Here is a 20,766-nt window from a genome sequence, read left to right as displayed (position 1 = left end):
TCAGTCGACGCTGGGCAGGATGTGTGGCTCGGCGAGGTCGTCCTCGTAGCCGGCCAGCCGGATCGGCGCCGACCTGGCCCAGACCTCGATGTTCCGGAGCTTCTCGGTCTTGCGGGTCCGTTCTCCGTGCCGTTCGGCCGGTCGCTTCTCGCGCTTCGCCAGTTCTGGTGTCGTCACCGCGCACTCCTTCGTGTCGCGTAACCCCGGGGCGTCGCCGACGCCGCGGCCTCATATCCGGGGGTCGACCACCCGCGAGGGGCAGGGGCAAGAACAGTTCGGTCGCGGTGGCGCCGGGTACGGGGCGGGACGGCGACTTGGTTGACAAGCCTGTCCCAGGACGGTCGAGGAGGTTTTGTGGACTCCTCGATGACGTCCGTTCGGATCAGAGTAACCAAATGAGCGCGATCCCGCTCGATGGAATGTGTGCACTAGGTCACTTTCGGCCATCGAGTACGGAAAAGACCCGGCCAGGAACGCGTTCCGGGCCGGGTCCATGGCGCCGCACGAACGCAGCGCCACCGGTTGACTACCAGTTGGCGGGCGCGTAGTCCTTGAGGAAGCAGCCGTACAGGTCCTCGCCCTCCTCGCCGCGCACGATCGGGTCGTAGACGCGGGCGGCGCCGTCGACCAGGTCGAGCGGGGCATGGAAGCCCTCTTCGGCAAGCCGGATCTTGTCGGGGTGCGGGCGCTCGTCGGTGATCCAGCCGGTGTCGACGGCGGTCATCAGGATGCCGTCCTTCTCGAACATCTCCTGGGCGCTGGTGCGGGTGAGCATGTTCAGCGCGGCCTTGGCCATGTTGGTGTGCGGGTGGCCCGCGCCCTTGTAGCCACGGCTGAACACACCCTCCATCGCGGACACGTTGACCACATAGGCGCGCTTGGCGGCGGTCGCCGCCATCGCCGGGCGGAGCCGGCTGATCAGGATGAAGGGCGCGGTGGAGTTGCAGAGCTGGACTTCCAGCAGCTCGATCGGTTCGACCTCTTCGACGGTCTGGATCCAGCTGTTGGTGTCATGCAGGTCGGGTACGAGACCGCCCGCGTCGATCGCCGTTCCGGCGGCGATCCGCTCCAGGGAGGCGGACCCGGTGACCAGGGCGAGCTCGGTGACGTCCTGCGCGCTCAGGCCTTCCTTGCGGGCGGCCGGGAGGGCCGCGACACGGTCGACGGTGCCGCTGCCGAAGGTGCCGATGACCTCGGCGGCGGGCAGCTCGCCCGCCGGGAGCGGGGCGGACTCGGCGTTGACCAGTTCGCTGTACGCGTTCGCGGACCGGCGCACGGTCTGTGCCGCGTTGTTGATCAGAATGTCCAGCGGGCCCTCGGCCGCGACCGAGTCGGCGAGCGCGACGACCTGGGCGGGGTCGCGCAGATCGATTCCGACGATCTTCAGCCGGTGGATCCACTCGTCGCTGTCCGGCATCGCCTTGAAACGGCGGATCGCGTCGTTGGGAAAACGGGTGGTGATGGTGGTGTGCGCGCCGTCGCGCAGCAGCCGCAGCCCGATGTACATGCCGATCTTCGCGCGGCCGCCGGTGAGGAGCGCGCGCCGGCCGGTGAGGTCGGTCCGTGCGTCGCGGCGCGAGCGGTTCTCCTTGGCGCACTGCTGGCAGAGCTGGTGGTAAAAGGCGTCCACCTCGACGTACCTGGTCTTGCAGATGTAGCAGGACCGGGGCCGCTGGAGGACTCCCGCGATCTCGGCACGGGCCGAGGACGACGGCAAGACCCCCTGGGTCTCGTCGTCGATGCGGTCGGCCGAGCCGGTCGCGGTGGCCTCGGTGACGGCCTTGTCGTGCGCGGTCTTGGCGGCGCGGCGCTCCTGACGGCGGCGCTGCTTCACGGTCCGGTAGATCCCGGCCGTGGCGCGGCGCACGGCGATGGCGTCGGGGTGGTCGACCTCGATGCTGTCGAGTTCGTCGAGCACGCTCAGGCAGACGGCCAGCCGCTCCGGGTCGATACCGGGACCGAACTCCTCAGTACCGGGAGCGAGCTCCGGGCTGTCCTCTGTCACCGTCATTGCCGTTCCTCTGTCGCTTGTCACTCGTGGCGCCGACCGCCATACATGGTCCTGCCGGGCCGAACGCCCCGATCAAGTCTGCCATGCACCGGATGCTGCTCCGTTCGCGTGACTTCACAGCGGTTCGCCGCAGTTCGCGGGCTCGCGTGTGCATGGCTGCCCCCGCCGGACGGCTCCTCCACGGATCGGTCACATATGCTTCCCTGCGATACGGCCAGGGCTGAGCTGTGCCGTCCTTACAAGGGGGTGGAGAGTGGCCGAACTCCCTGTGGGCGGCGCTCCGCCGCAACCTGTGCGCCCGGCCGCCGTCCCCGAACAGAACAGACTTGTGCCGGTCGGCAACAGTCTCGGCAACGGCTCGGTGTGGGACGTCGATGCCGTGATCCTGCTGGTCGAGGACGACGCCGGTGATGCGCTCCTCGTCGAGGAGATGCTCGCCGACAGCGAACTGGACTCCGCCCTGACCTGGTGCAGGACGCTCACGGAGGCGCGCCGGTTCCTGGCCGGCTGCCGGACCCCGTGCTGCGTACTGCTCGATCTGCACCTGTCCGATGTGTACGGCCTGGACGCCGTCACCCAGATCGTCGAGTCGGCGCCCGATGCGGCCATTGTGGTGCTGACCGGCAGGGCCGAGGCCGATACGGGCCTGTCGGCCGTGGCGACCGGCGCCCAGGACTATCTCGTCAAGGGGCGGCTGGATCCGGAGGCGCTGGGCCGCTCGGTCCGGTACGCCCTCCAGCGCAAGCAGGTCGAGCGGGCCGCCGCGGCGCTGCGTGCCAACCGGCTGATGGCGCAGGAGAACGCCCGCCTCGAACGCGGGCTGCTGCCCGTGCCCCTGCTGCGCGACGACTCCTTCGAGGCGGTGGCGCGATACGAACCGGGCCGGGCGCACGCCTTGCTCAGCGGTGACTTCTACGACGTGGTGCAGACGTCCGACGGCACGGTGCACGCGGTGATCGGTGATGTGTCGGGGCACGGGGCCGCGGAGGCGGCGCTGGGTGTCTGTCTGCGGGTGGCCTGGCGCACCGCGGTGTTGTGCGCCACCGGCCAGCTCGAACGCGTCAGGTTGCTGGAGGAGATCCTGGTCGCCGAACGATCCGACCCGCATGTCTTCGCCACCGTCACCTCACTGTCCTTCGCGCCGGACCGCCGTCGGGTGCGGGTGGTGCGGGCCGGTCACCCCGGGCTGCTGCTGCGCAGCGGTGCCCGGGTGAGCCGGGTAGAGCCCGAGCCCGGGATGGCCCTGGGGCTGCTCCCGGGGGCGGGACGGTGGAGCGTCTCGGAGCTGTCCCTGCCCGGGGACGGGCGGATCGTCCTCTTCACGGACGGCCTCTTCGAGGGGCGCACGGGGCCTGGTTCCCGGCTGGGCGAGGACGGCCTGCTCACCATGGCCCGCAGGCATGGGGCCCTGGCGGCCCGTGCCTTTGTGGACACCCTGGTCGACGAGGCCGCCGGGGCCGCGTCCCCGTACGGCGGTCTCGCCGACGACGTGGCCGTGCTCCATCTGGGCTGGGGACGGGGAGAGCCGTGATGAGCGGCCGGGACGCGTCGCCGGCCCGCCCGCGCGGCCTCGTTTCACACTTGTCGGTCCAGAACTGGGTCCATCTGATTCTCGCCGTCTTCGTGCTGGTCGTCTGCGGCGGGCTGACCGTCGGTGGCCTGGTGCTGTCCCGGATATCCGACCGCACCACCGAGCTGGTGGACCGCATCCAGCCCGCCCGCTCATCGTCCTTCCAGTTGCAGAACGCCCTGCTGGACCAGGAGACCGGGGTCCGCGGATACGCGCTCACCGGTGACTCGACCTTCCTGCGGCCGTACGAGGCGGGAATGCGGGACGAGAAGCTGCGGCTGGCCAGGGTGCGTTCCCTCGTCGGGGACGAGCAGCCCTTCGCCCGCGATCTTGACCGGATCGCCGCAGCCGCGCGGGAGTGGCGCAGCCGGCACGCCGAGCCGCTGGTCGCCGCGGTACGCCGGGACGGCCCGGCGTCCGAGTCCTCGGCCCCGATCCGGCGGAGCAAGGGCGAATTCGACACTCTGCGGCGGCTGTACACGACACAGCAGGCGCACCTCGATGTGGCGCGCGACCGGGCCCGCGCCGATCTGAGCACGGCCCGCATCACCCGTGACCAGGTATTCATCTCGCTGGTCGTGGGCTTTCTGCTGGCGATCGTCTCGCTGAGTCTGCTGCTGAACCGGATGGTGGGCCGGCCGCTGCGCCGGCTGACCGCCGCCTCGGACACGGTCAGCTCGGGGGCGTTCCGTAACCGGATCGAGGTCGACGGACCGTCCGATGTGCGGGCGGTGGCGGCGGCTGTGGAGGACATGCGCCGCCGCATCGTCGAGGAGCTCGCCGAATCCCAGGAGCGCGGGACGCTGCTGGCGGAACAGGCACAGGAGCTGCGCCGGTCCAATGCCGAACTGGAGCAGTTCGCCTATGTCGCCTCGCACGATCTGCAGGAACCGCTGCGCAAGGTCGCCTCGTTCTGCCGGCTTCTGGAGCAGCGGTACGCCGCGGAGCTCGACGACCGGGCACGGCAGTACATCGACTACGCGGTCGACGGCGCCAAGCGGATGCAGGTGCTGATCAACGATCTACTCACCTTCTCCCGTATGGGGCGGGTGCACGACAGGTGGAAGCCGGTCGACCTCGACGGCGCCCTCGACCGTGCGCTGGCCAATCTCGCGCTGGTCGTCGAGGAGTCCGGTGCCACGGTCGTCCGGGAGGACCCGCTGCCCGAACCGACCGGGGACGCGACGGCACTCTCCATGGTCTGGCAGAACCTGATCGGCAACGCGGTGAAGTTCCGCCGCCCCGACGTACCCTGCCGGATCACGGTCGGCTGTGTACGGGACGGCGACGACTGGCACTTCTCCGTCGCGGACAATGGCATAGGTATCGCGCCGGAGTTCTCGCAGAAGGTGTTCGTCATCTTCCAGCGTCTGCACGGCAGGGAGCAGTACGAGGGAACGGGCATCGGTCTGGCCCTGTGCCGGAAGATCGTGGAGTTCCACGGGGGCCGGATCTGGCTGGATCCGGAGGCCGCCGAAGGCACCTGTGTCCGCTTCACGCTGCCGGTCGCCCCCGCCGTACCCGCGCACACCGCTGCTGAACCACTCGTCGCGGAACGCGTCGTGGGGCGGCCCGGCCATGGCTGAGATCTGCCGGGTCTTCCCCGGAGTGGGACCGTTCGTCGCGGGTAGGCGAACGTCGAGCAGTTGTCATCGAACACCCCTGCGTCGCCCTGGCTGGAGCACATGAACGAACAGGTCACCTCGCGACCGGCCGGCCGCCCCCGCGGAGACCGGCTCACGGACGTTCTGCACAGCGCCGAGGTGTTCGACGGCGAGCCCGGCTGCATCGCGCAGGCGCGGGACCTGGCCGACCGTTTTCTGGTCCGGCTGGCCGCGGAGTGGCTCGCGGTGTTCGGCGAGCACACCCGCAGCGATCTGATGCTGGCCGTGAGCGAGCTGGTCACCAATGCGGATCGCTACAGCCAGGGTCCGTATCTGCTGGAACTGGAGGGCACCGCGGAGCGCGTCAGCGTCACGGTGTACGACAGCAGCACGGCCTTGCCGCTCTTCTACTCACCCGACCCGACACGCCCCGGCGGCCACGGCATGGAGATCGTGGTGGCGCTGTGCGACCGGCTGACCGCCGAGCGCGTGCCGGTGGGCAAGCGTATCCGGGCCGAGTTCGAGCTGAGCAGCTGAGCTGTGGGGCGGGCGGGACGCCGCCCGCCCCACAGCCGCCGACAGGACTCACTCCTGCTCACCACAACGCACTTCAGCTCAGCAAACCGACAGCAGCTCACACCCCCTCGGGTTGATCGCTCCAAGGCCCTCCGCAGAGAGGACTACCGCCCATAGGAGGACACTGGGAGTAGTCACGTACTACCAAAGCAGTACTCAGGATTGCCGCCTCAAGGACGACGACGCGGCGGCCTTGAAGGGACATCGTGGTGTACATGAGTTCCCTTGCGCTGTCCGTGCTGCTGTCACTGGTCTCCGCGGTCGCCTACGCGGCCGGGGCGATCGTCCAGGAGCGCGTGGCCACGGCTGGAGACGGCCGCTCGCTCGCCCCCTTGCGCAACCGTGTCTGGTGGGCAGCCGTGGCACTGAACGGCGTGGGCGCGGTGCTGCATGTCGTGGCGCTGGCCTACGGTCCGCTCAGTCTCGTCCAGCCGCTCGGTGCGCTGACCATCGTCTTCGCCCTGCCGATGGCGGCACTCTTCGTACGCCGCCGGGCAGGTGCCATCGCATGGCGCGGCGCGATCATGGCGACCGTCGGTCTGGCGGGCCTGCTCGCGCTCACCGGGAACTCCGAGTCGCACACCCTGAGCGGCCCCGATCAGCTGACGCTCGCCGGCGTGGCGCTCGGTGCGGTCGCAGCGCTGTTCCTGATCTCCAAGGGCTTGCACCGGCCGGTGGTACGAAGCGTGATCCTGGCCGGGGCCGCGGGCGTCGCTTTCGGTATCGCCTCGGTGTTCACGAAGACGGTGGCCGTGCAGTGGACCTCCGGTGCGGCAGGGGCCGGAATGCCGGCGCTGCTGGCGATAGGCACGTTCGCGGCCACCGGGCTGCTGCTCTCCCAGGCCGCGTACCGGGGCGCCGGTCTGACCGCGCCGCTGGCCACGGTGACCGTGGTGAACCCGGTGATAGCCGCGGTTGTCGGCATCACCATGTTCGATGAGCAGTTCCTGCACGGTACGGCGGGCACCATGCTCGCGCTGGCCTGCGGGGTGGTCGCCGCGGGCGGGCTGATACTTCTCACGACGGAGCGGCTGGGCGCGGAGCACCGCGCCGGGCAGCCGGCCGGGAGCGAGTACCCGGACGCTCTGGGGAACGGGGCGGACGCGGAGCCCGGCGTCGGAGGCATTGTGGAACCGGCGGTGGATCCGGCCCGGCCGGCCGAGACGCAGAAGGTCGTCATTCTTCCCGAGCCCGCACCGCCGACGCCCGCCGCAGCCGTCGAGACGATCGCGGAGACGTTCTCGGCAGCCCCTGTGATGCCTCTGGAGCGTCGCCTCGGGCAGGTGGAGTTCGGGCCCGGGCGGTCGCCGCACAGCGGCACCGCAGCACGACGGGGTGGCGTGTCCGCGGAGCCTGCCGCGCCGGCTGACAAAGCCGGGACCCAGGGGGTCGTTCAGACGCTGACGCCGCCCGCCCTGAGGTAGGCCAGCGGGTCGATGTCCGAGCCGTAACCGGGGCCGGTACGGATCTCGAAGTGCAGGTGCGGACCGGTGACGTTCCCGGTGGAGCCCGAGCGCGCAATCCGCTGGCCTGCGGAGACATGCCGGCCCTCACGCACATGAAGCGCGGACAGATGCGCGTACTGGCTGTACTTGCCGTCGCTGTGCCGAATGACGATCTGGTATCCGTACGCCCCCGCCCAGCCCGCCGAGACGACGGTGCCGGAGCCGACCGCCTTCACCGAGGTGCCGGTCGGGACGGGGAAGTCGACACCGGTGTGATAGCCACTGGCCCAGGAACCGGCCCGGTGGTAGGGGGTACCGAGACCTGCCGCAACCGGTGCGACGAGAGTGTCGGAGTGCTTCTCCGCCCGCTGCGGCTTGTGGCTCTCGGCCTTCTTGGGGTGCTGCTTCGGCTCGGTGGTCCGGTGCCGCGGCTTCGCGGCTTGGTGTTGCGACGTGGCCGGTTGCTGCTTCGGCTCGGTGGTCTGATGCCGCGGCTTCGCGGCTTGGTGTTGCGACGTGGCCGGTTGCTGCTTCGGCTCGGTGGTCTGATGCCGCGGCTTCGCCTTCTGGCGCGGTGCGGTCTTCGGCTGCGCGGCCGGCGTCGAGCCCGTCTTGGAACCCGCCTTCGGTGCCCGGGCCACATCGAGGCTCAGGCGCTGTCCGGGAAAGATGAGATCCGGGTCGTCCCCCACGATCGCGCGATTCGCCGCGTACAGGTGCTGCCAGCCGCCCCGGACATGCTCACTCGCCGCGATCGTGGAGAGCGAGTCACCGCCGGCCACGGTGTACGACTCTCGCTTGCCGGGCACAGTGGTCGGCTTGGCGGGCGTGGACGTCCGCTTCGTCTCCGGCTTACCGGCGGCAGCCTTCCCGGGAGCCTGTAAGTGGCTGGTCCGCTCCGACTGCGGGTTGCTGCCGGGGGCTTCCCCGCCACTGGTCAGCCCCGCCCGTGTCGAGCAGCCCGGCCAGGCGCCGGGTCCCTGTCCTTCGAGCACCTTCTCGGCGATGGCTATCTGCTGGTCCTTGGTGGCCAGGTCGGCGCGCGGGGCGTAGACGGTGCCGCCGTAGGCCGCCCACGTCGACCGGGTGAACTGAAGGCCACCGAAGTAGCCGTTGCCACTGTTGATGTGCCAGTTGCCGGTGGACTCGCAGGCGGCTACCTTCTCCCAGACATCCGTCGAGGCGGCACCTGCCGAGGCGGCTGCGATGAGCGGGAGCGCGATGCCCACACCGCCGACGGTGACCGTGAGCGAGGCACGGTTGAGCCGGCTGGGCTGATATCTGCGGTGCCGTCCGTTTGCGGCCATGACTTGGCTCCCCCACTGGCTTTAGGACATGTCGCAAGCGCCCAACTTATGTGCAGACAAAGGCCGATGACAAGGGAGCGACAGCGGCTCACCCGTCACGGACGGCCCAGGGGACACCGCCGCCCGAGGTTCGTGGCCGGTGCACTCGTCAGCCCCCGTACCGTGTTATCGGGTACGAGGGTTGACGACTGTGCCGGTCATCCGTCCTTCTCCGCAGGAGAGTTACCCAGCGGGTGGCATCGCGGTTGAAGAACGACCGCGCCCACGGACAGCCGACCAGGCTCATCCCGACGCACCGGGCGAGCGCGATGATCCCGCTGTTGCCGATCTCGGTGCCCAACAGCAGGCCGCACAGCGTCTCGATGATCGGTGTGAAGGACTGGTACTCGGCGAACCGGCGCAGCCCGGTGGGCATGGACTCCGGTGGGACGATGGCGCTGCCGAGGAAGGGGAGGAACGTCAGCGACATGGGTTGTCGCCGGCAGTCTCGGGGTTCTTGGCCACCAGCCCGATCGCTGCGGCCGGCCAGGTGAGTGCCGGTGTGAGCAGGGCGAGGAACCGGCCTGCAGTACGATGCCGAGGTCGAGCGGTCCGCTTATGCCGAACAGAGATCGCTTCCTGGGGCCCTTGACCAGCAACTTGCCGCCCGTGCAGGTGACTTTGGTCTGCTGTGCGGCGCGCACGTCGACGTCTGGGGCGCCGGCGCTCGGCAGCACCTCGACCACCGTGTCCGTACGCTTCGTCGCGGCGGCCTGAACGGACCCGATGCCGAATTCGCGGGTGACGGAGATCGGTTCGGGTGCGTCGAAAGCAGGCATGGCTGTCCCGCCCTCATGGCTGCGGTCTGCGTTCCCGCTGGTGGAGCGGGTGAAGGGTGCAGGTGAAATGGGAACCGGGAACGAGCCCGTCACCACCTCCTGACCTGCCCGGTTCAGTCGAGCAGCGCCTCTCGCAACCGCGCGGCGAACGCGTCAGGATCCTCGGTGGAACCGGTGTGCCCACCGGGGAACTCCACGAGCCTGCCGCCGACCCTGTCCACCAGCCGGGCACCCGGAATGGCCGTGAGCAGTGTGCGGGAGTCCTGCCCGACCCCGATGGTCAGCTTCTCCGCGCCGCGCCCGAGGGCCTCCAAGTCCGGTACGTAGCCGCTGAACGGGCACAGCACGTGCTCCAGGAACACCGGGAGGTTGGCGCGCATCCGCCGGAACACCTCGGCCTCGTACGGGGACGGTTCGGCCGCCACCCGGTGCCCGCCCCCGGCCGGACGGTCCGCTTGCGCCCGGCGTTCGCCCTCGGCCGGCCGTTCCGCATCCGGACCCGTCAGGCCCTCGGTCATGGTGGCCAGCGCGGCGACCACCCCGTCCCTGCGGTAGGAGTCGCGCACGGCGGCGAAGAGCTTCCGTCCCTGTTCCGGATCGGGCAGCAGCTCCACCACCGGCGGCTCGTGCGCGATCACCCGGTGCAGCCGTTCCGGGTGACGGGTGAGCAGGTCCAGGGCGACGACGGCGCTCGAACTGGAGCCGAAGACGGCCGCGGGCCCGCCGTCCGGTGACAGCAGGTCGATCAGCCGGTACGCGTCCTCGCTCTGTACCTCCACCTGCTGGTCACCGGCCTCCCCGTCGAGGACGCTGCGCGAGTATCCGCGTGGATCGAAGGCGGCTACGGTCCACCGGTCGGCCAGCCGCGCCGCCATCCGGTCGTAGATCCCTGCGTCGGCGCTCCCGCCGGGCATCATCAGCAGCAGCGGGCCCTCGCCGCGCACCTCGTAGTACAGCGTCGCTCCGGGCACCTTCATTCGGCCGGTGCGGGCCGGTGTCGTGCGGTCAGTCATTGTTCTCCCCCTTGCTCGTGGCGGACGGCCAGTGCTCCAGCAGGAAGTGCAGGGCCCCGACGGACCGCTCCCAGGACGTCTGTACGTCGCGGGGCGCGCCAAAGCCTCCGCTCGCCTCCAGGGCGCAGTAGCCGTGGAAGGTGCTGCGCAGCAGCCGTACCGCGTCCGTGAGGTCGGGCTCGGCCAGGCCGTAGGCGCGCAGCATCGCGCCCGTGGTTTCGATGGTGCGGTGGTACGCGGACGACCGGGCGGCGACGGCGGGGTCGATGCGCATCTGCGTCGCCTCGTACCGCCCGGGCCGCTCCAGCGCGAACGCCCGGTAGGCGTCGGCGAACGCCACCAGGGCGTCCTTTCCGGCCCGGCCCGCCACCGCGGCTGCGATCCGGTCGATGAACTCACCCGCGGCCAGCAGCGCGACCCGGGTCCGCAGGTCGTGCAGATTCCGGACATGCGAGTACAGGCTGGCGTCCTTGACCCCGAAGCCGCGGGCCAGTGCGGAGATCGTGACCTTGTCGAATCCGATGGAGTCGGCCAGATCGGCCGCCGCCTCCACCACGCGTTCGGTCGTGAGACCCGCACGGACCATCCGACACCTCCACAGGAGTACCTAGACCACCTAGGTATTTTCCTAATATACATAGCCTGGTCCATACGGCCCATGCTGAACAGGTCGTCCCCGCACCCCGTATCCATACTGAAGATCCCGGCACCCCCACACAGATTGCAGAGCACACAGATGAGCGGCACTGCGCAGATCGGCGTCACAGGACTCGCGGTCATGGGCCGCAATCTCGCTCGTAACTTCGCCCGCAACGGCTTCACGGTCGCCCTGCACAACCGCACGACCGCGAAGACGGACGCCCTGGTCAAGGAGTTCGGCGACGAGGGTTCCTTCGTTGCCGCACACACGCCGGAGGAGTTCGTCGCGGCGCTGGAACGTCCGCGCCGGCTGGTCGTCATGGTGAAGGCGGGCGATCCGACGGACGCCGTGATCCAGGAGTTCGCCCCGCTCCTCGAAGAGGGCGACGTCATCATCGACGGCGGCAACGCACACTTCGAGGACACCCGCCGCCGCGAGAAGGAACTGCGCGAGCACGGCATTCACTTCGTGGGCGTCGGCATCTCGGGCGGCGAGGAGGGCGCGCTGAACGGGCCGAGCATCATGCCGGGCGGCTCGACCCAGTCGTACGAATCGCTGGGGCCGCTGCTGGAGAAGATCGCCGCCAAGGCGAAGGACGGCTCCCCCTGCACCACCCACATCGGTCCCGACGGTGCCGGGCACTTCGTGAAGATGGTCCACAACGGCATCGAGTACGCGGACATGCAGCTGATCGCGGAGGCGTACGACCTGCTGCGCACGGTGGCGGGCTACTCCCCCGCGAAGATCGCCGAGACATTCCGCAGCTGGAACACCGGCCGCCTGGACTCGTATCTGATCGAGATCACGGCAGAGTTCCTCGCCCACACCGACGCGGCCACCGGAAAGCCCTTCGTCGACATCGTGCAGGACCGGGCGGAGCAGAAGGGCACGGGCCGCTGGACGGTGCAGATCGCACTGGATCTGGGGGTGCCCGTCTCCGGTATCGCGGAGGCCGTCTTCGCCCGCTCGCTGTCCGGCCATGCGGATCTGCGCGAGGCGGCGCAGGGCCTGGCGGGCCCGTCACCCACGGCGCTCGACGAGACAGCGGCTGCGGCCTTCGCCGACCAGGTCGAGCAGGCGCTGTACGCGTCCAAGATCGTCTCGTACACGCAGGGGTTCCACCAGATCCGGGCGGGCAGCGAGGCCTACCACTGGGACATCGGCCTCGGCGCGGTGGCAGCGATCTGGCGGGCCGGGTGCATCATCAGGGCCGCGTTCCTGGACCGGATCCGGGCGGCCTACGACACCCGCCCCGACCTGCTGAGCCTGCTCTCGGACGAGCAGTTCGCCGAGGAGATCGGTGCGGCGCAGGACGACTGGCGCACGGTGGTCGCCGAGGCGGTACGGCAGGGGGTGCCGACGCCGGGGTTCGCAGCCGCGCTCTCGTACTACGACGGACTGCGCGCGGACCGGCTGCCCGCGGCGCTCACCCAGGGACAGCGCGACTTCTTCGGCGCGCACACATACCGGCGCACGGACCGCGAGGGCTCCTTCCACACGCTCTGGGGCGGCGACCGGTCGGAGGTCGAGGCCGGCTGATACGCGACGCCGGTGGGCGCTCCACGCCCTCGGCGAATGCGAAGGGCGTTGCAGGAGACGGGGCTGACACATGTGACCCCGGACCCGGACACCGCTGGTGGACCGCCGCGGAACCGGCCGCGACGACGGACCTGCTGCTGCCGGCCGGGCTGCCCGGGCTGATCGCGACGCTCCCGGCGGACAGCCCACAAGACCGGCCGGTCATGGTGGACGGCTGTCCCCGTGCCCCGGATGTGTCGACGTCCGCCCCGGCGGGTGATCGCACCCCTTGTCAGGCCGGCTTCTTCAGCAGTTCTGCCGCAGGCGGTATGGAGAGGGACGGACGGGTACTGGCCGGTGATCATGCCGCGGGCGACAACCATGAGCGGGCCCCTGCGGGTCCTCGGCCGCGGGCACGTGGGTGAACTCGCGTCCCGGATCGTCGGTCGGTCGCCCCGCGTGACGGCCGCGAGCGCGCCCGGGGATCACGGGGAACAGGACCATCCGCGCAGTCGCCCGCTCGGGTGACCCGGGGTGCGGCGTCGTCGTACGTATGCGTAAGTAGCAGCGGGCCCACTTGTCGCCCCCGCACCCGCGAGCCCGCTGCCGTTCCGTACCGCTGACGCCTCATGGAGCCCCCGTATGCCCGACGCCACGCCGGAACCTGTCGCCGCACAGCCCGTCGTCGCCCCGCTGACCAGCGCCGCCCTGATCCTGGTCGCCACGATCGAGCCCGGTGGTGAGCCCGTCGTACGCGAGGTGCTGCCGGATCTGGCGGCGATCGCCCGCTCCATCGGATTCCGGTTTCCGGGCGCCGACCTGGCCGCTGTCACCGCCTTCGGCTCCGACGCCTGGGACCGGCTGTTCACGGGGCCGCGTCCTGCGGGGCTCCACCCGTTCAAGGAACTGCACGGTGCCCGCCACCATGCCCCCGCCACCCCGGGGGACCTGCTGTTCCACATCCGGGCCGAGCGGATGGACGTGTGTTACGAGTGGGCGGCCCAGCTCCTCGACCGGCTCGGCGGGGCGGTGAAGGTCGTCGACGAGACGCAGGGGTTCCGCTACTTCGATCACCGGGATCTGCTCGGCTTCGTGGACGGCACCGAGAACCCCGTGGGGGCAGGTGCGCGGTCGGCGGCCCTGGTCGATGAGGAGGATCCGGAGTTCGCGGGTGGCAGTTATGTGATCGTGCAGAAGTATCTGCACGATCTCGCGTCCTGGAACACGCTGAGCACCGAGGCGCAGGAGCGGGTCATCGGCCGTACGAAGTTCGCCGACATCGAGCTCTCCGACGACGTCAAGCCCGCCGACTCGCATGTCGCCCTCAATACGATCACGGACCCGGACGGCACGGAACGCGAGATCCTGCGGGCCAACATGCCGTTCGGCAGCTTCGAACAGGGCGAGTTCGGCACGTACTTCATCGGATACGCCGCCGACCCGGGCGTGACCGAGCAGATGCTCCGCAATATGTTCCTCGGCAATCCGACCGGCACGTACGACCGCATCCTCGACTTCTCGACGGCGGTCACCGGCACGCTCTTCTACGTCCCCAGCGCCGACTTCTTCGACGCCCCGCCGCCGTCGCCCGCAGTGACCGCGACCGAGACCCTGCCGGAGCCGGCGTCCGCGCCGGCGGTGGCGCAGGCCCGGGTCCGTTCGGACGACGGTTCGCTGCATATCGGCAGCCTGCAAGAAAGCGCCCAGCGATGAACAACCTCCACCGCGAACTCGCCCCTGTCACGGAAGCCGCCTGGGACCAGATCGAAGAAGAGGCCCGGCGCACCTTCAGCCGCCATGTGGCGGGCCGCCGTGTCGTCGACGTGACCGGCCCGGACGGCCCCGGGCTGGCGGCCATCAGCGACGGTCATCTGCGCGACATCGATCCCCCCACGCCGGACGTGCTCGCCCGGGCCCGCACCTCGGTGCCCGTCATCGACTGGCGGGTGCCGTTCACGGTGACCCGGTCGGCCGTGGACGACGTCGAGCGCGGTTCCGACGACAGCGACTGGCAGCCCGTCAAGGAGGCGGCCCGCACCTGTGCGTTCGCCGAGGACATGGCGATCATCGACGGGTACGCGTCGGCCGGCATCACCGGACTTCGGGACGGTTCCTCGCACTCCCCGCTGCCGCTGCCGGCCGACGCCCGCGACTACCCGGCCACCGTCAGCCAGGCACTCACCCGACTGCGGCTGGCCGGTGTCGACGGGCCGTACCGGCTGCTGCTCGGTGCCGATGCCTTCACCGAGGCGACCGAGACCTCCGATCACGGATATCCGGTGGCCACCCATCTGGCCCGGCAGCTCGACGACCGGATCCTCTGGGCGCCCGCCGTCGCGGGTGGTGTACTTCTGTCCACCCGTGGCGGCGACTTCGAACTGTGCCTGGGCCAGGATCTGTCGATCGGCTATCAGGACCACGACGCGACCAGCATCCGGCTCTACTTCCATCAGGCGTTCACCTTCCGGATGCTGACGCCCGAGGCCGTCGTCCCGATCATCGCCTGAGGAACTGCTACCGGTGCCCGGTCGGCCTGACGCTCCAGGTGAGGGTGTCAGTGGCCAGGGCACGGACGGCGGGGTCGCGAATGGCGTCCGTACGGTCCACGGCCTCGGCGGTCACCTTGTGGCTGCGGCCGTCCGCGTGGACTCCGAGCGAGGCCGGGGTGACGGAGGTACGTCCCCGGGCGGCGACCTTCTCGACGCCGTCGACGTACCAGCGCAGATCGGTCCGGGCGAGGCCGGTGGCGGCATCGGGCCGCCCGTGCGTGTGGGGCTTGGCGCCGACAGTGGTGAGGTCCGCCGGGGTCACCGCGATACGGCGGCCGGGTCCGATGGTGGCGTCCGTGTCGACGGTGCTGCTCAGTGCGTTGCCCGCGCGGTAGAACCCGGCGATCATCGCCTCGCGTCCCGGCAGGTTGAATTCGGTGTTGCTCAGCTCGCGCATGATCGATGAAGCGGTCGGGCGGTAGATGCCGAACGGGTAGTAGGCGCTGCCCTCGTACGTGCCGACCGTGCCGCCCGCCGGGTCGCTCTGCCCCAGCCAGCGGTACCACTTGGCCCGCTTCTCGGTGAGTTGCGCGGGCGTGTAGGTGGTGGAGTTGATTCCGCCCTGCTCGCCTCCGGTCCAGGTGCCGTACGCCTCGTATGTGTACTCGTCGTCGAGCAGGCCCACCGAGTGCCCGATCTCATGGGCGGCGATCAGGCCGGACGAGGCGTGGTCGGACGAGAGTGTGGAGACTCCGTTGAAGGGGTGGCCCTCGGCCTGGAGTCCGGAGTAGCCCGCGCCGCCGTACTTGGTGGAGTTGGCGATGACGACCACGAGGTCCGCGGCCGGGGCCTTGGCGGCGTAAGCGGCCACCTTGTCGATGTCGGTGCAGATCAGCCGCTCGATGTCCGAGCACCAGAAATAGCTGCCGAGTGCGGTGTCCTTGGCGCTGTCCGCTCCGGGGTCTCCGCTGACGCCGGATTCGTTGGAGACGGCATCGACGGTCCAGACATTGAACAGACCCTGGTAGCTCTTGTACGGCTCCAGGGCGGTGATGTCGGCCCACTTGGCGGTGGCGTCCGCGTGGAAGTCGTCCTGCTGGCCGGCCGTGTAGCCGTCGCCGATGATCACGACGTCCAGGCGGTCGTCGGTGGGACCCGTCACGGCCTGCTCGCCCACCGCGCCGTCGAGTGCGGACTCGGCGGCGCTCAGCGGGGCGGCGGCGCTTCTTCCCCTCTGCACGGGGGAAGCGGCGGGGACCTCCACGGTCCTGCCCGGGCCGCCGGGGTCGGGGAAATACTCGGCCTCGACGCGCCGGCCACCATCGGTGCCCGTGGGGGTGGCTGACGCGGGGGTGGTGGCGGCGGTCGCCGCCAGGAGGCCGATGAGAGCAAGTCCCGTCATCGATACTGCTGTTCGGCGCGTGTGGGGGCGTATGCGCATGGACAACTCCTCTGGTCCCGGGCACTTCCGGGGCACGACCAGCACATAACTCACTGGTTAAATGGACTTAATGTGATGCTTAACCTAGAAGGGTGCGGGGCCCCGAACAAGGCCCAGGGGCCGAGTGATTGAGGCTCGTAGCCGGGCATTTACGATGCATGGGCCGCATTTCGAGGCCGTGCGAGGCAGAAGGGGCGGCGCGATGAACGAGAAGCGCACAACAAGACGAGGCACCGGAGCCGGCTCCGGCCACGGGCCGGACGACGCGCACGGCCCGGGCCACGACGATCCCGGAGCCGTCGGTCGGCGCGTACAAAGGCTTCGCGCCGAACGCGGACTGACCCAGCGGCAGCTCGCCGAGCCCTCCTACACCCCTGCCTATGTCTCCACCCTGGAGGCGGGCCGGGTCCGCCCGTCGGAAGCGGCCGTGCGCCACCTCGCGGACCGGCTCGGCGTGACGTACGAGGAACTGGCGACCGGACGCCCCGCCCATCTCGCCACAGATCTGCGACTGAAGCTCGTCGAGGCCCAACGGACACTGGCCACCGGCGCCGCCGAGGACGCCGCCGCCACCTACACCCGGCTGCTCGCCGAGGCCGACGGGCACGGACTCGACAGCGAACGCGCCGCAGCGCTGCTCGGGCTCGGCCAGTGCGCACTGGAGACGGGCGATCTGCCCGTGGCCCGCGGCCACTTCGAGGCCGCGGAGAGGCTGCTCGCCGACGCACCGCTCCCCCGGCGCGCCCCTGCCGTCCGCGGCCGGGCGGTCGCCCACCTACTGGCGGGTGAACTCCGTTACGCCTGCTACCTGCTGGAAAGTGCCATCGACGAGCTCAACGCCTCCGGCCTGCAGGACCCCGGCGCACTCCTGCTGCTGTACACGGCCGTGATCGCGCCGTACATGGACATGGGCGCCCATGCCCGCGCCGCACAGGCGGGTGAGCTGGCACTGGCTCTCGCACCGAAGGTGTCCGATCCGGAGCTGGTCGCCGGACTGCACCGGAGCGTCGCACGCACGCTCATCGCAGCGGGCCGCACCACGGAAGCCGACGCTTCCCTCGCCAAGGCGGCCGAGATCTATCAACAGCTCCAGATCCGTACGGAGTTGGCGCACTGCCACTGGATGCGCGGCTATGTCCACGCACAGGACGGCGACCTGTCCGGTGCCGAAACCGAGCTGCGCGCCGCCCGCGACATGCTGGCGTCGAAGCGGGCCGCCCTGTACACGGCACAGGTCGAGGTGGAGCTGGCCGATGTGCTGCGCCGGCGTGGCAAGGCGGCCCAGGCCCAAGAGTTGCTGCATCGGCTCCTGGGCGAACTGCACCCCGACCGGGGCTCGGTCCACGCCGGCGGCGCGCACCGGCTGCTCGGCCTCATCCACGAGGATCGGGGCGATCTCGATTCCGCAGAGGAGCACTACGTCACCGCGCTGGCCCTGCTGGAGCGAGCGGGCGCCGCAGGTGATCTCGCGGACATCTGCCGGCTCCTGGGCGATCTGCTACGACGTCTGGGCCGTACCGAGGCGGCGATGGACGCGTACCGGACCGGGCTCGGGCACCGGGCCGCTCCCGGCAGCACCACACTGGGACCGGCGCCGGTGCGGCCGCCCACCGTCTGAGTTCCGCCCGGTCGAGTCAGACCGCCTGCCCGCCACGCCCCTGAGTGAGGAACGCCCCGACGGTCCGGGTGAATCGGCGGGGGTCGTCGAGCCAGGGGTAATGGCCGCCGCCACGGCAAGCGGCTCGATTCCCACGCAGCCACAGCGCAGCCCGCGTCGGCCTCACACCCGCAGGCCGTGACCGCCTGCATGCGAACAGGGCCGGCGTCGCGGATATCACGGCCCGGCTGTACGCGGGTCTGCCGACCGAGGACCTGGCAGCGGCAGGCCGCGTACTCACCGAGGTCACCGCGCGGGCGAACGCCGTCCTGGCCGGGGCCTGAGGCTTACCGTCCGAGAAAGCAGAGCCCGCGACGTGCACCGGGCAGCGGTCATCCGGCCGACTCATCCGGCCGACCGGGGTGACGGCTCCGGCGCCGGCGGCGGCTTGGGGGTGGGCGGCTGCGGAATCGGATCCGGTGACGGACCGGGCGGGACGGGGCCCGGCGGCGGAGGCGGTGGCTCCGGCAGCGGCGCCGGAGGCCCCGGCATCGGTCCCGGGGTGGGCGCCGGTGGCACGGGGTCGGGGTACGGATCGGTCATCGGGGGCCTCCGAGCGGTTCGGGGTGGATCTCCTTCCACCGTCCCTCGGACCGGCTGCCCGCGCCTGGTGAGTCCATACGTACAGGTTCCGAATGATCCGCGCAGGTCCGGAACCCGAACGGCAGGTCAGCGCGCGGCGGCGGCCGCGGCGGCGAGGCCCGGCCGGGGGCTGGAGAGCACCGGGATCCGAGTGGCCGTACGGGTGACCGCATCGGCCATGGACACCTGTGCCAGCACGATCACATCGGCGTCCGTCACCGCATCGACCGCGGCCGCGACCAGGTCCAGACAGCCGTCACGGTCACCGGCTTCGAAGCACGCCCAGGCACCGTCGACCATCACGGTACGGACCTCGACGGGCCGGTCCCCCGCTTCTTCGGCGAGCAGCGCGAGGGTCGGCCCCAGGGTCGCGGATTCGGTCGCGAGTACCACCACGCGTTCCCGTTCCGCAGCAGCGGCCGCCATCGGGCGGTCGACACGCAGCACGGGAACGCCGAGCGTCGCCGCGGCCGACTCCGCGACCCCACCGATCGTCGAACAGGTACAGAGCACTGCGGAGGCACCCTCGGCGACGGCGCCCGCGAGCAGCGCCCTGATCTTGCCCGACACTGCCTCCGGGCCCGATTCCCTCGCCCGGGTGAGCAGGTCCTCGTGCACGAGATGACGCAGGCCGAGTCCGGGATGGTCCGTGTCCCGGAGCGCGTCGAAGACCGGGACATGGACCGGGGAGGTGTGCAGCAGGGCGAGTGTCATCGGCCGAACGGTACATCTCCCGGCCGATGGGATCATTACAGTTCGGGGTGGGACGTGAGCTGGACCTTCGCCTGCTCCACCAGTTCGGCCGGGGCTTCGGGAGCCTGGTCGGGGTGGCGCTGCGCCCACTTCGCGGCGTACGAGCAGAGCGGGACGACAGGGACGCCCTCAAGGCCCGCCATGGCGTAGAACTCCTGGACGAGGGCACCGGCGATGCCCTTGCCCTCGTGACCGGGTTCGACGACGGTGTGCACGGCCACGAGCGCGGCGGGGTCGCCGTCCATCACGAAGTACGCGATGACTCCAACGGCCTTGCCGTTCTCGTACGCGAGCAGGTTGCCGCTCGCGCGGTCGTCGCGGATGTCGAGTTCGATCCGGTCGGTCTGTTCCGCCATGGCGGGTACTCCCTCGGTGGTCGAGCCGGGTCAGCGCGCCGCGGGGACTGCGTGCGGGCTCCGTTCGGTGGCGGTGCCGGGTACGGGCTCGGAGGCATCGGCGCCGAGCGCGACGATACGGTTACCGGCGTCGACGTGCACGATGCGCGGGGTCAGTCCACGGGCCTCGGCGTCGTCGACCTGTGCGTAGCTGATCAGGATGACCAGGTCACCGGGGTGGACGAGGTGGGCGGCGGCGCCATTGATACCGATGACACCGGAGCCGCGTTCGCCCTCGATGACGTATGTCTCCAGTCGGGCACCGTTGTCGATGTCGACGATGTGCACGAGCTCGCCGGGCAGAAGATCCGCGGCTTCCATGAGTGCGGCATCCACGGTGACGGAACCGACGTAGTGCAGGTCGGCCTGAGTCACGGTGGCACGATGGATCTTGGACTTGACCAGAGTACGCAGCATTTTGGACTCCTGGGAGACGGCTCCCTGCCTGCTTTGTGCAGGTCAAGGGCGTTCTTGACTGTACACCGGCACGCGTCAGACTCGAAGATCTCGAGGAACATCGCTTCACTCCGGCGAGAAGGCTCCCTGCCTGTGCTTGCGTGCGAACCAGGCTGTTGTGACGCCGCCGACCAGTCGTCTGTTCGGACAGCCACTTCGCAATGTGCCGGCCGAGCGCGTCCTTGACCAGCCGTGCCCCGGTGATCCGGTTCTCCGCGTTGGCGTGCCTGCCCACGGGCAGGTCCTTGGTCCACCGGAACCGGAGCCGGCCCACCTTGGGAATGTTGGCCATGCCCCAGCGGCGGTGCACGCGCACGATGTTCAGGTCCCGGCCCTGAGCTGAGCGGCGCCCCGGCCGTCGGCAGGGGCGCCGCCCGGCTGCTCCCGCCGCTCCCGCTTCATGGAGAAAACCAGCAGCAACACGGATCCGCAGCCACCACCAAGATTCGCCCGTCTGTCGGGGGCCTACTGGATGTCACCCGACTCTCCCT

18 protein-coding genes are annotated in these 20,766 nt (G+C 70.2%); 8 read left to right on the top strand and 10 right to left on the bottom strand.

Annotation, left to right across the window (positions count from 1 at the left end):
* Together IEZ15_RS28535 and IEZ15_RS28530 are read right to left on the bottom strand one after the other, a co-directional pair.
* On the bottom strand, nucleotides 1–177 hold the full coding sequence (locus IEZ15_RS28535; protein ID WP_189279976.1) for a hypothetical protein: 177 nt from the start codon (nucleotides 175–177) through the stop codon (nucleotides 1–3).
* A gap of 349 nt (nucleotides 178–526) precedes the next feature.
* A complete protein-coding gene (locus IEZ15_RS28530; RefSeq protein ID WP_114247986.1) occupies nucleotides 527–2,011 on the bottom strand; it encodes an SDR family NAD(P)-dependent oxidoreductase in 1,485 nt (494 codons plus the stop codon).
* A gap of 328 nt (nucleotides 2,012–2,339) precedes the next feature.
* Here IEZ15_RS28530 and IEZ15_RS28525 point away from each other — a divergent pair, with 328 nt between their 5' ends.
* From IEZ15_RS28525 to IEZ15_RS28510, 4 genes are all read left to right on the top strand, one after another.
* The gene (locus IEZ15_RS28525; RefSeq protein ID WP_229846159.1) at nucleotides 2,340–3,542 is read left to right on the top strand and encodes a PP2C family protein-serine/threonine phosphatase; all 1,203 of its coding nucleotides are present in this window, start codon (nucleotides 2,340–2,342) and stop codon (nucleotides 3,540–3,542) included.
* Entirely contained in the window at nucleotides 3,542–5,167 is a 1,626-nt protein-coding gene (locus IEZ15_RS28520) for a sensor histidine kinase (RefSeq protein ID WP_189279975.1), read from the top strand. The genes IEZ15_RS28525 and IEZ15_RS28520 overlap by 1 nt, the downstream gene beginning before the upstream one ends.
* A gap of 99 nt (nucleotides 5,168–5,266) precedes the next feature.
* Nucleotides 5,267–5,722, top strand: a complete 456-nt coding sequence (locus IEZ15_RS28515; protein ID WP_189279974.1) for an ATP-binding protein — start codon at nucleotides 5,267–5,269, stop codon at nucleotides 5,720–5,722.
* Nucleotides 5,723–5,967: 245 nt separating this feature from the next.
* Nucleotides 5,968–7,185: a DMT family transporter gene (locus IEZ15_RS28510; protein ID WP_229846156.1), complete on the top strand. Its 1,218-nt coding sequence runs from the start codon at nucleotides 5,968–5,970 to the stop codon at nucleotides 7,183–7,185.
* On the opposite strand, the gene IEZ15_RS28505 is transcribed toward IEZ15_RS28510, so the two are convergent.
* The 4 genes from IEZ15_RS28505 to IEZ15_RS28490 form a co-directional block, all read right to left on the bottom strand.
* Nucleotides 7,155–8,513: a transglycosylase family protein gene (locus tag IEZ15_RS28505; protein WP_189279972.1), complete on the bottom strand. Its 1,359-nt coding sequence runs from the start codon at nucleotides 8,511–8,513 to the stop codon at nucleotides 7,155–7,157. The two genes, IEZ15_RS28510 and IEZ15_RS28505, sit on opposite strands and share 31 nt — an antisense overlap.
* A 148-nt stretch (nucleotides 8,514–8,661) precedes the next feature.
* Nucleotides 8,662–8,982, bottom strand: a complete 321-nt coding sequence (locus tag IEZ15_RS28500; RefSeq protein WP_229846155.1) for a hypothetical protein — start codon at nucleotides 8,980–8,982, stop codon at nucleotides 8,662–8,664.
* 462 nt (nucleotides 8,983–9,444) lie between these two features.
* Nucleotides 9,445–10,344 carry an alpha/beta fold hydrolase gene (locus IEZ15_RS28495; RefSeq protein WP_189279971.1) on the bottom strand — a complete coding sequence of 300 codons (900 nt, stop codon included), beginning with the start codon at nucleotides 10,342–10,344 and terminating at the stop codon, nucleotides 9,445–9,447.
* On the bottom strand, nucleotides 10,337–10,930 hold the full coding sequence (locus IEZ15_RS28490; protein WP_189279970.1) for a TetR/AcrR family transcriptional regulator: 594 nt from the start codon (nucleotides 10,928–10,930) through the stop codon (nucleotides 10,337–10,339). Before IEZ15_RS28490 ends, IEZ15_RS28495 begins: the two co-directional genes overlap by 8 nt.
* Before the next feature lie 150 nt (nucleotides 10,931–11,080).
* Here IEZ15_RS28490 and gnd point away from each other — a divergent pair, with 150 nt between their 5' ends.
* The 3 genes from gnd to IEZ15_RS28475 all read left to right on the top strand — a co-directional run bounded on the left by gnd (nucleotide 11,081) and on the right by IEZ15_RS28475 (nucleotide 15,009).
* On the top strand, nucleotides 11,081–12,523 hold the full coding sequence (gene gnd / locus IEZ15_RS28485; protein WP_189279969.1) for an NADP-dependent phosphogluconate dehydrogenase: 1,443 nt from the start codon (nucleotides 11,081–11,083) through the stop codon (nucleotides 12,521–12,523).
* 621 nt (nucleotides 12,524–13,144) lie between these two features.
* A complete protein-coding gene (locus IEZ15_RS28480; protein ID WP_189279968.1) occupies nucleotides 13,145–14,215 on the top strand; it encodes a Dyp-type peroxidase in 1,071 nt (356 codons plus the stop codon).
* Complete coding sequence (locus IEZ15_RS28475; protein WP_189279967.1) at nucleotides 14,212–15,009, top strand: family 1 encapsulin nanocompartment shell protein; 798 nt, start codon at nucleotides 14,212–14,214, stop codon at nucleotides 15,007–15,009. The genes IEZ15_RS28480 and IEZ15_RS28475 overlap by 4 nt, the downstream gene beginning before the upstream one ends.
* A gap of 7 nt (nucleotides 15,010–15,016) precedes the next feature.
* On the opposite strand, the gene IEZ15_RS28470 is transcribed toward IEZ15_RS28475, so the two are convergent.
* Nucleotides 15,017–16,393 (bottom strand): M64 family metallopeptidase, encoded by a 1,377-nt coding sequence (locus IEZ15_RS28470; RefSeq protein WP_229846154.1) that lies wholly within the window; start codon nucleotides 16,391–16,393, stop codon nucleotides 15,017–15,019.
* Between the two features lie 241 nt (nucleotides 16,394–16,634).
* Between IEZ15_RS28470 and IEZ15_RS28465 the strand changes: the two genes are divergently transcribed.
* Nucleotides 16,635–18,050 carry a helix-turn-helix domain-containing protein gene (locus IEZ15_RS28465; protein WP_189279965.1) on the top strand — a complete coding sequence of 472 codons (1,416 nt, stop codon included), beginning with the start codon at nucleotides 16,635–16,637 and terminating at the stop codon, nucleotides 18,048–18,050.
* Between the two features lie 708 nt (nucleotides 18,051–18,758).
* On the opposite strand, the gene IEZ15_RS28460 is transcribed toward IEZ15_RS28465, so the two are convergent.
* The 3 genes from IEZ15_RS28460 to panD are packed head-to-tail and all read right to left on the bottom strand — an operon-like array spanning nucleotide 18,759 to nucleotide 20,236.
* Nucleotides 18,759–19,385: an aspartate/glutamate racemase family protein gene (locus tag IEZ15_RS28460; RefSeq protein ID WP_114247971.1), complete on the bottom strand. Its 627-nt coding sequence runs from the start codon at nucleotides 19,383–19,385 to the stop codon at nucleotides 18,759–18,761.
* Between the two features lie 35 nt (nucleotides 19,386–19,420).
* A complete protein-coding gene (locus tag IEZ15_RS28455; protein ID WP_114247970.1) occupies nucleotides 19,421–19,780 on the bottom strand; it encodes a GNAT family N-acetyltransferase in 360 nt (119 codons plus the stop codon).
* A 30-nt stretch (nucleotides 19,781–19,810) separates the two neighbouring features.
* Nucleotides 19,811–20,236, bottom strand: coding sequence for an aspartate 1-decarboxylase (gene panD, locus IEZ15_RS28450; RefSeq protein ID WP_189279964.1), 426 nt, complete (start codon nucleotides 20,234–20,236; stop codon nucleotides 19,811–19,813).
* Nucleotides 20,237–20,766 lie beyond the last annotated feature (530 nt).

Source organism: Streptomyces atratus, assembly GCF_014648655.1.
GTDB classification, from domain to species: domain Bacteria; phylum Actinomycetota; class Actinomycetes; order Streptomycetales; family Streptomycetaceae; genus Streptomyces; species Streptomyces atratus.
Note: the sequence above shows the minus strand (reverse complement) of the source record. Positions and strands in the feature narration are given on the sequence as shown.

Coding starts and splice junctions, on each gene's coding strand:
- IEZ15_RS28530 (WP_114247986.1), bottom strand. CDS start 2,011: ATGACGGTGACAGAGGACAGCCCGGAGCTCGCTCCCGGTACTGAGGAG.
- IEZ15_RS28520 (WP_189279975.1), top strand. CDS start 3,542: ATGAGCGGCCGGGACGCGTCGCCGGCCCGCCCGCGCGGCCTCGTTTCA.
- IEZ15_RS28515 (WP_189279974.1), top strand. CDS start 5,267: ATGAACGAACAGGTCACCTCGCGACCGGCCGGCCGCCCCCGCGGAGAC.
- IEZ15_RS28505 (WP_189279972.1), bottom strand. CDS start 8,513: ATGGCCGCAAACGGACGGCACCGCAGATATCAGCCCAGCCGGCTCAAC.
- IEZ15_RS28500 (WP_229846155.1), bottom strand. CDS start 8,982: ATGTCGCTGACGTTCCTCCCCTTCCTCGGCAGCGCCATCGTCCCACCG.
- IEZ15_RS28495 (WP_189279971.1), bottom strand. CDS start 10,344: ATGACTGACCGCACGACACCGGCCCGCACCGGCCGAATGAAGGTGCCC.
- IEZ15_RS28490 (WP_189279970.1), bottom strand. CDS start 10,930: ATGGTCCGTGCGGGTCTCACGACCGAACGCGTGGTGGAGGCGGCGGCC.
- gnd (WP_189279969.1), top strand. CDS start 11,081: ATGAGCGGCACTGCGCAGATCGGCGTCACAGGACTCGCGGTCATGGGC.
- IEZ15_RS28480 (WP_189279968.1), top strand. CDS start 13,145: ATGCCCGACGCCACGCCGGAACCTGTCGCCGCACAGCCCGTCGTCGCC.
- IEZ15_RS28475 (WP_189279967.1), top strand. CDS start 14,212: ATGAACAACCTCCACCGCGAACTCGCCCCTGTCACGGAAGCCGCCTGG.
- IEZ15_RS28470 (WP_229846154.1), bottom strand. CDS start 16,393: ATGACGGGACTTGCTCTCATCGGCCTCCTGGCGGCGACCGCCGCCACC.
- IEZ15_RS28465 (WP_189279965.1), top strand. CDS start 16,635: ATGAACGAGAAGCGCACAACAAGACGAGGCACCGGAGCCGGCTCCGGC.
- IEZ15_RS28460 (WP_114247971.1), bottom strand. CDS start 19,385: ATGACACTCGCCCTGCTGCACACCTCCCCGGTCCATGTCCCGGTCTTC.
- IEZ15_RS28455 (WP_114247970.1), bottom strand. CDS start 19,780: ATGGCGGAACAGACCGACCGGATCGAACTCGACATCCGCGACGACCGC.
- panD (WP_189279964.1), bottom strand. CDS start 20,236: ATGCTGCGTACTCTGGTCAAGTCCAAGATCCATCGTGCCACCGTGACT.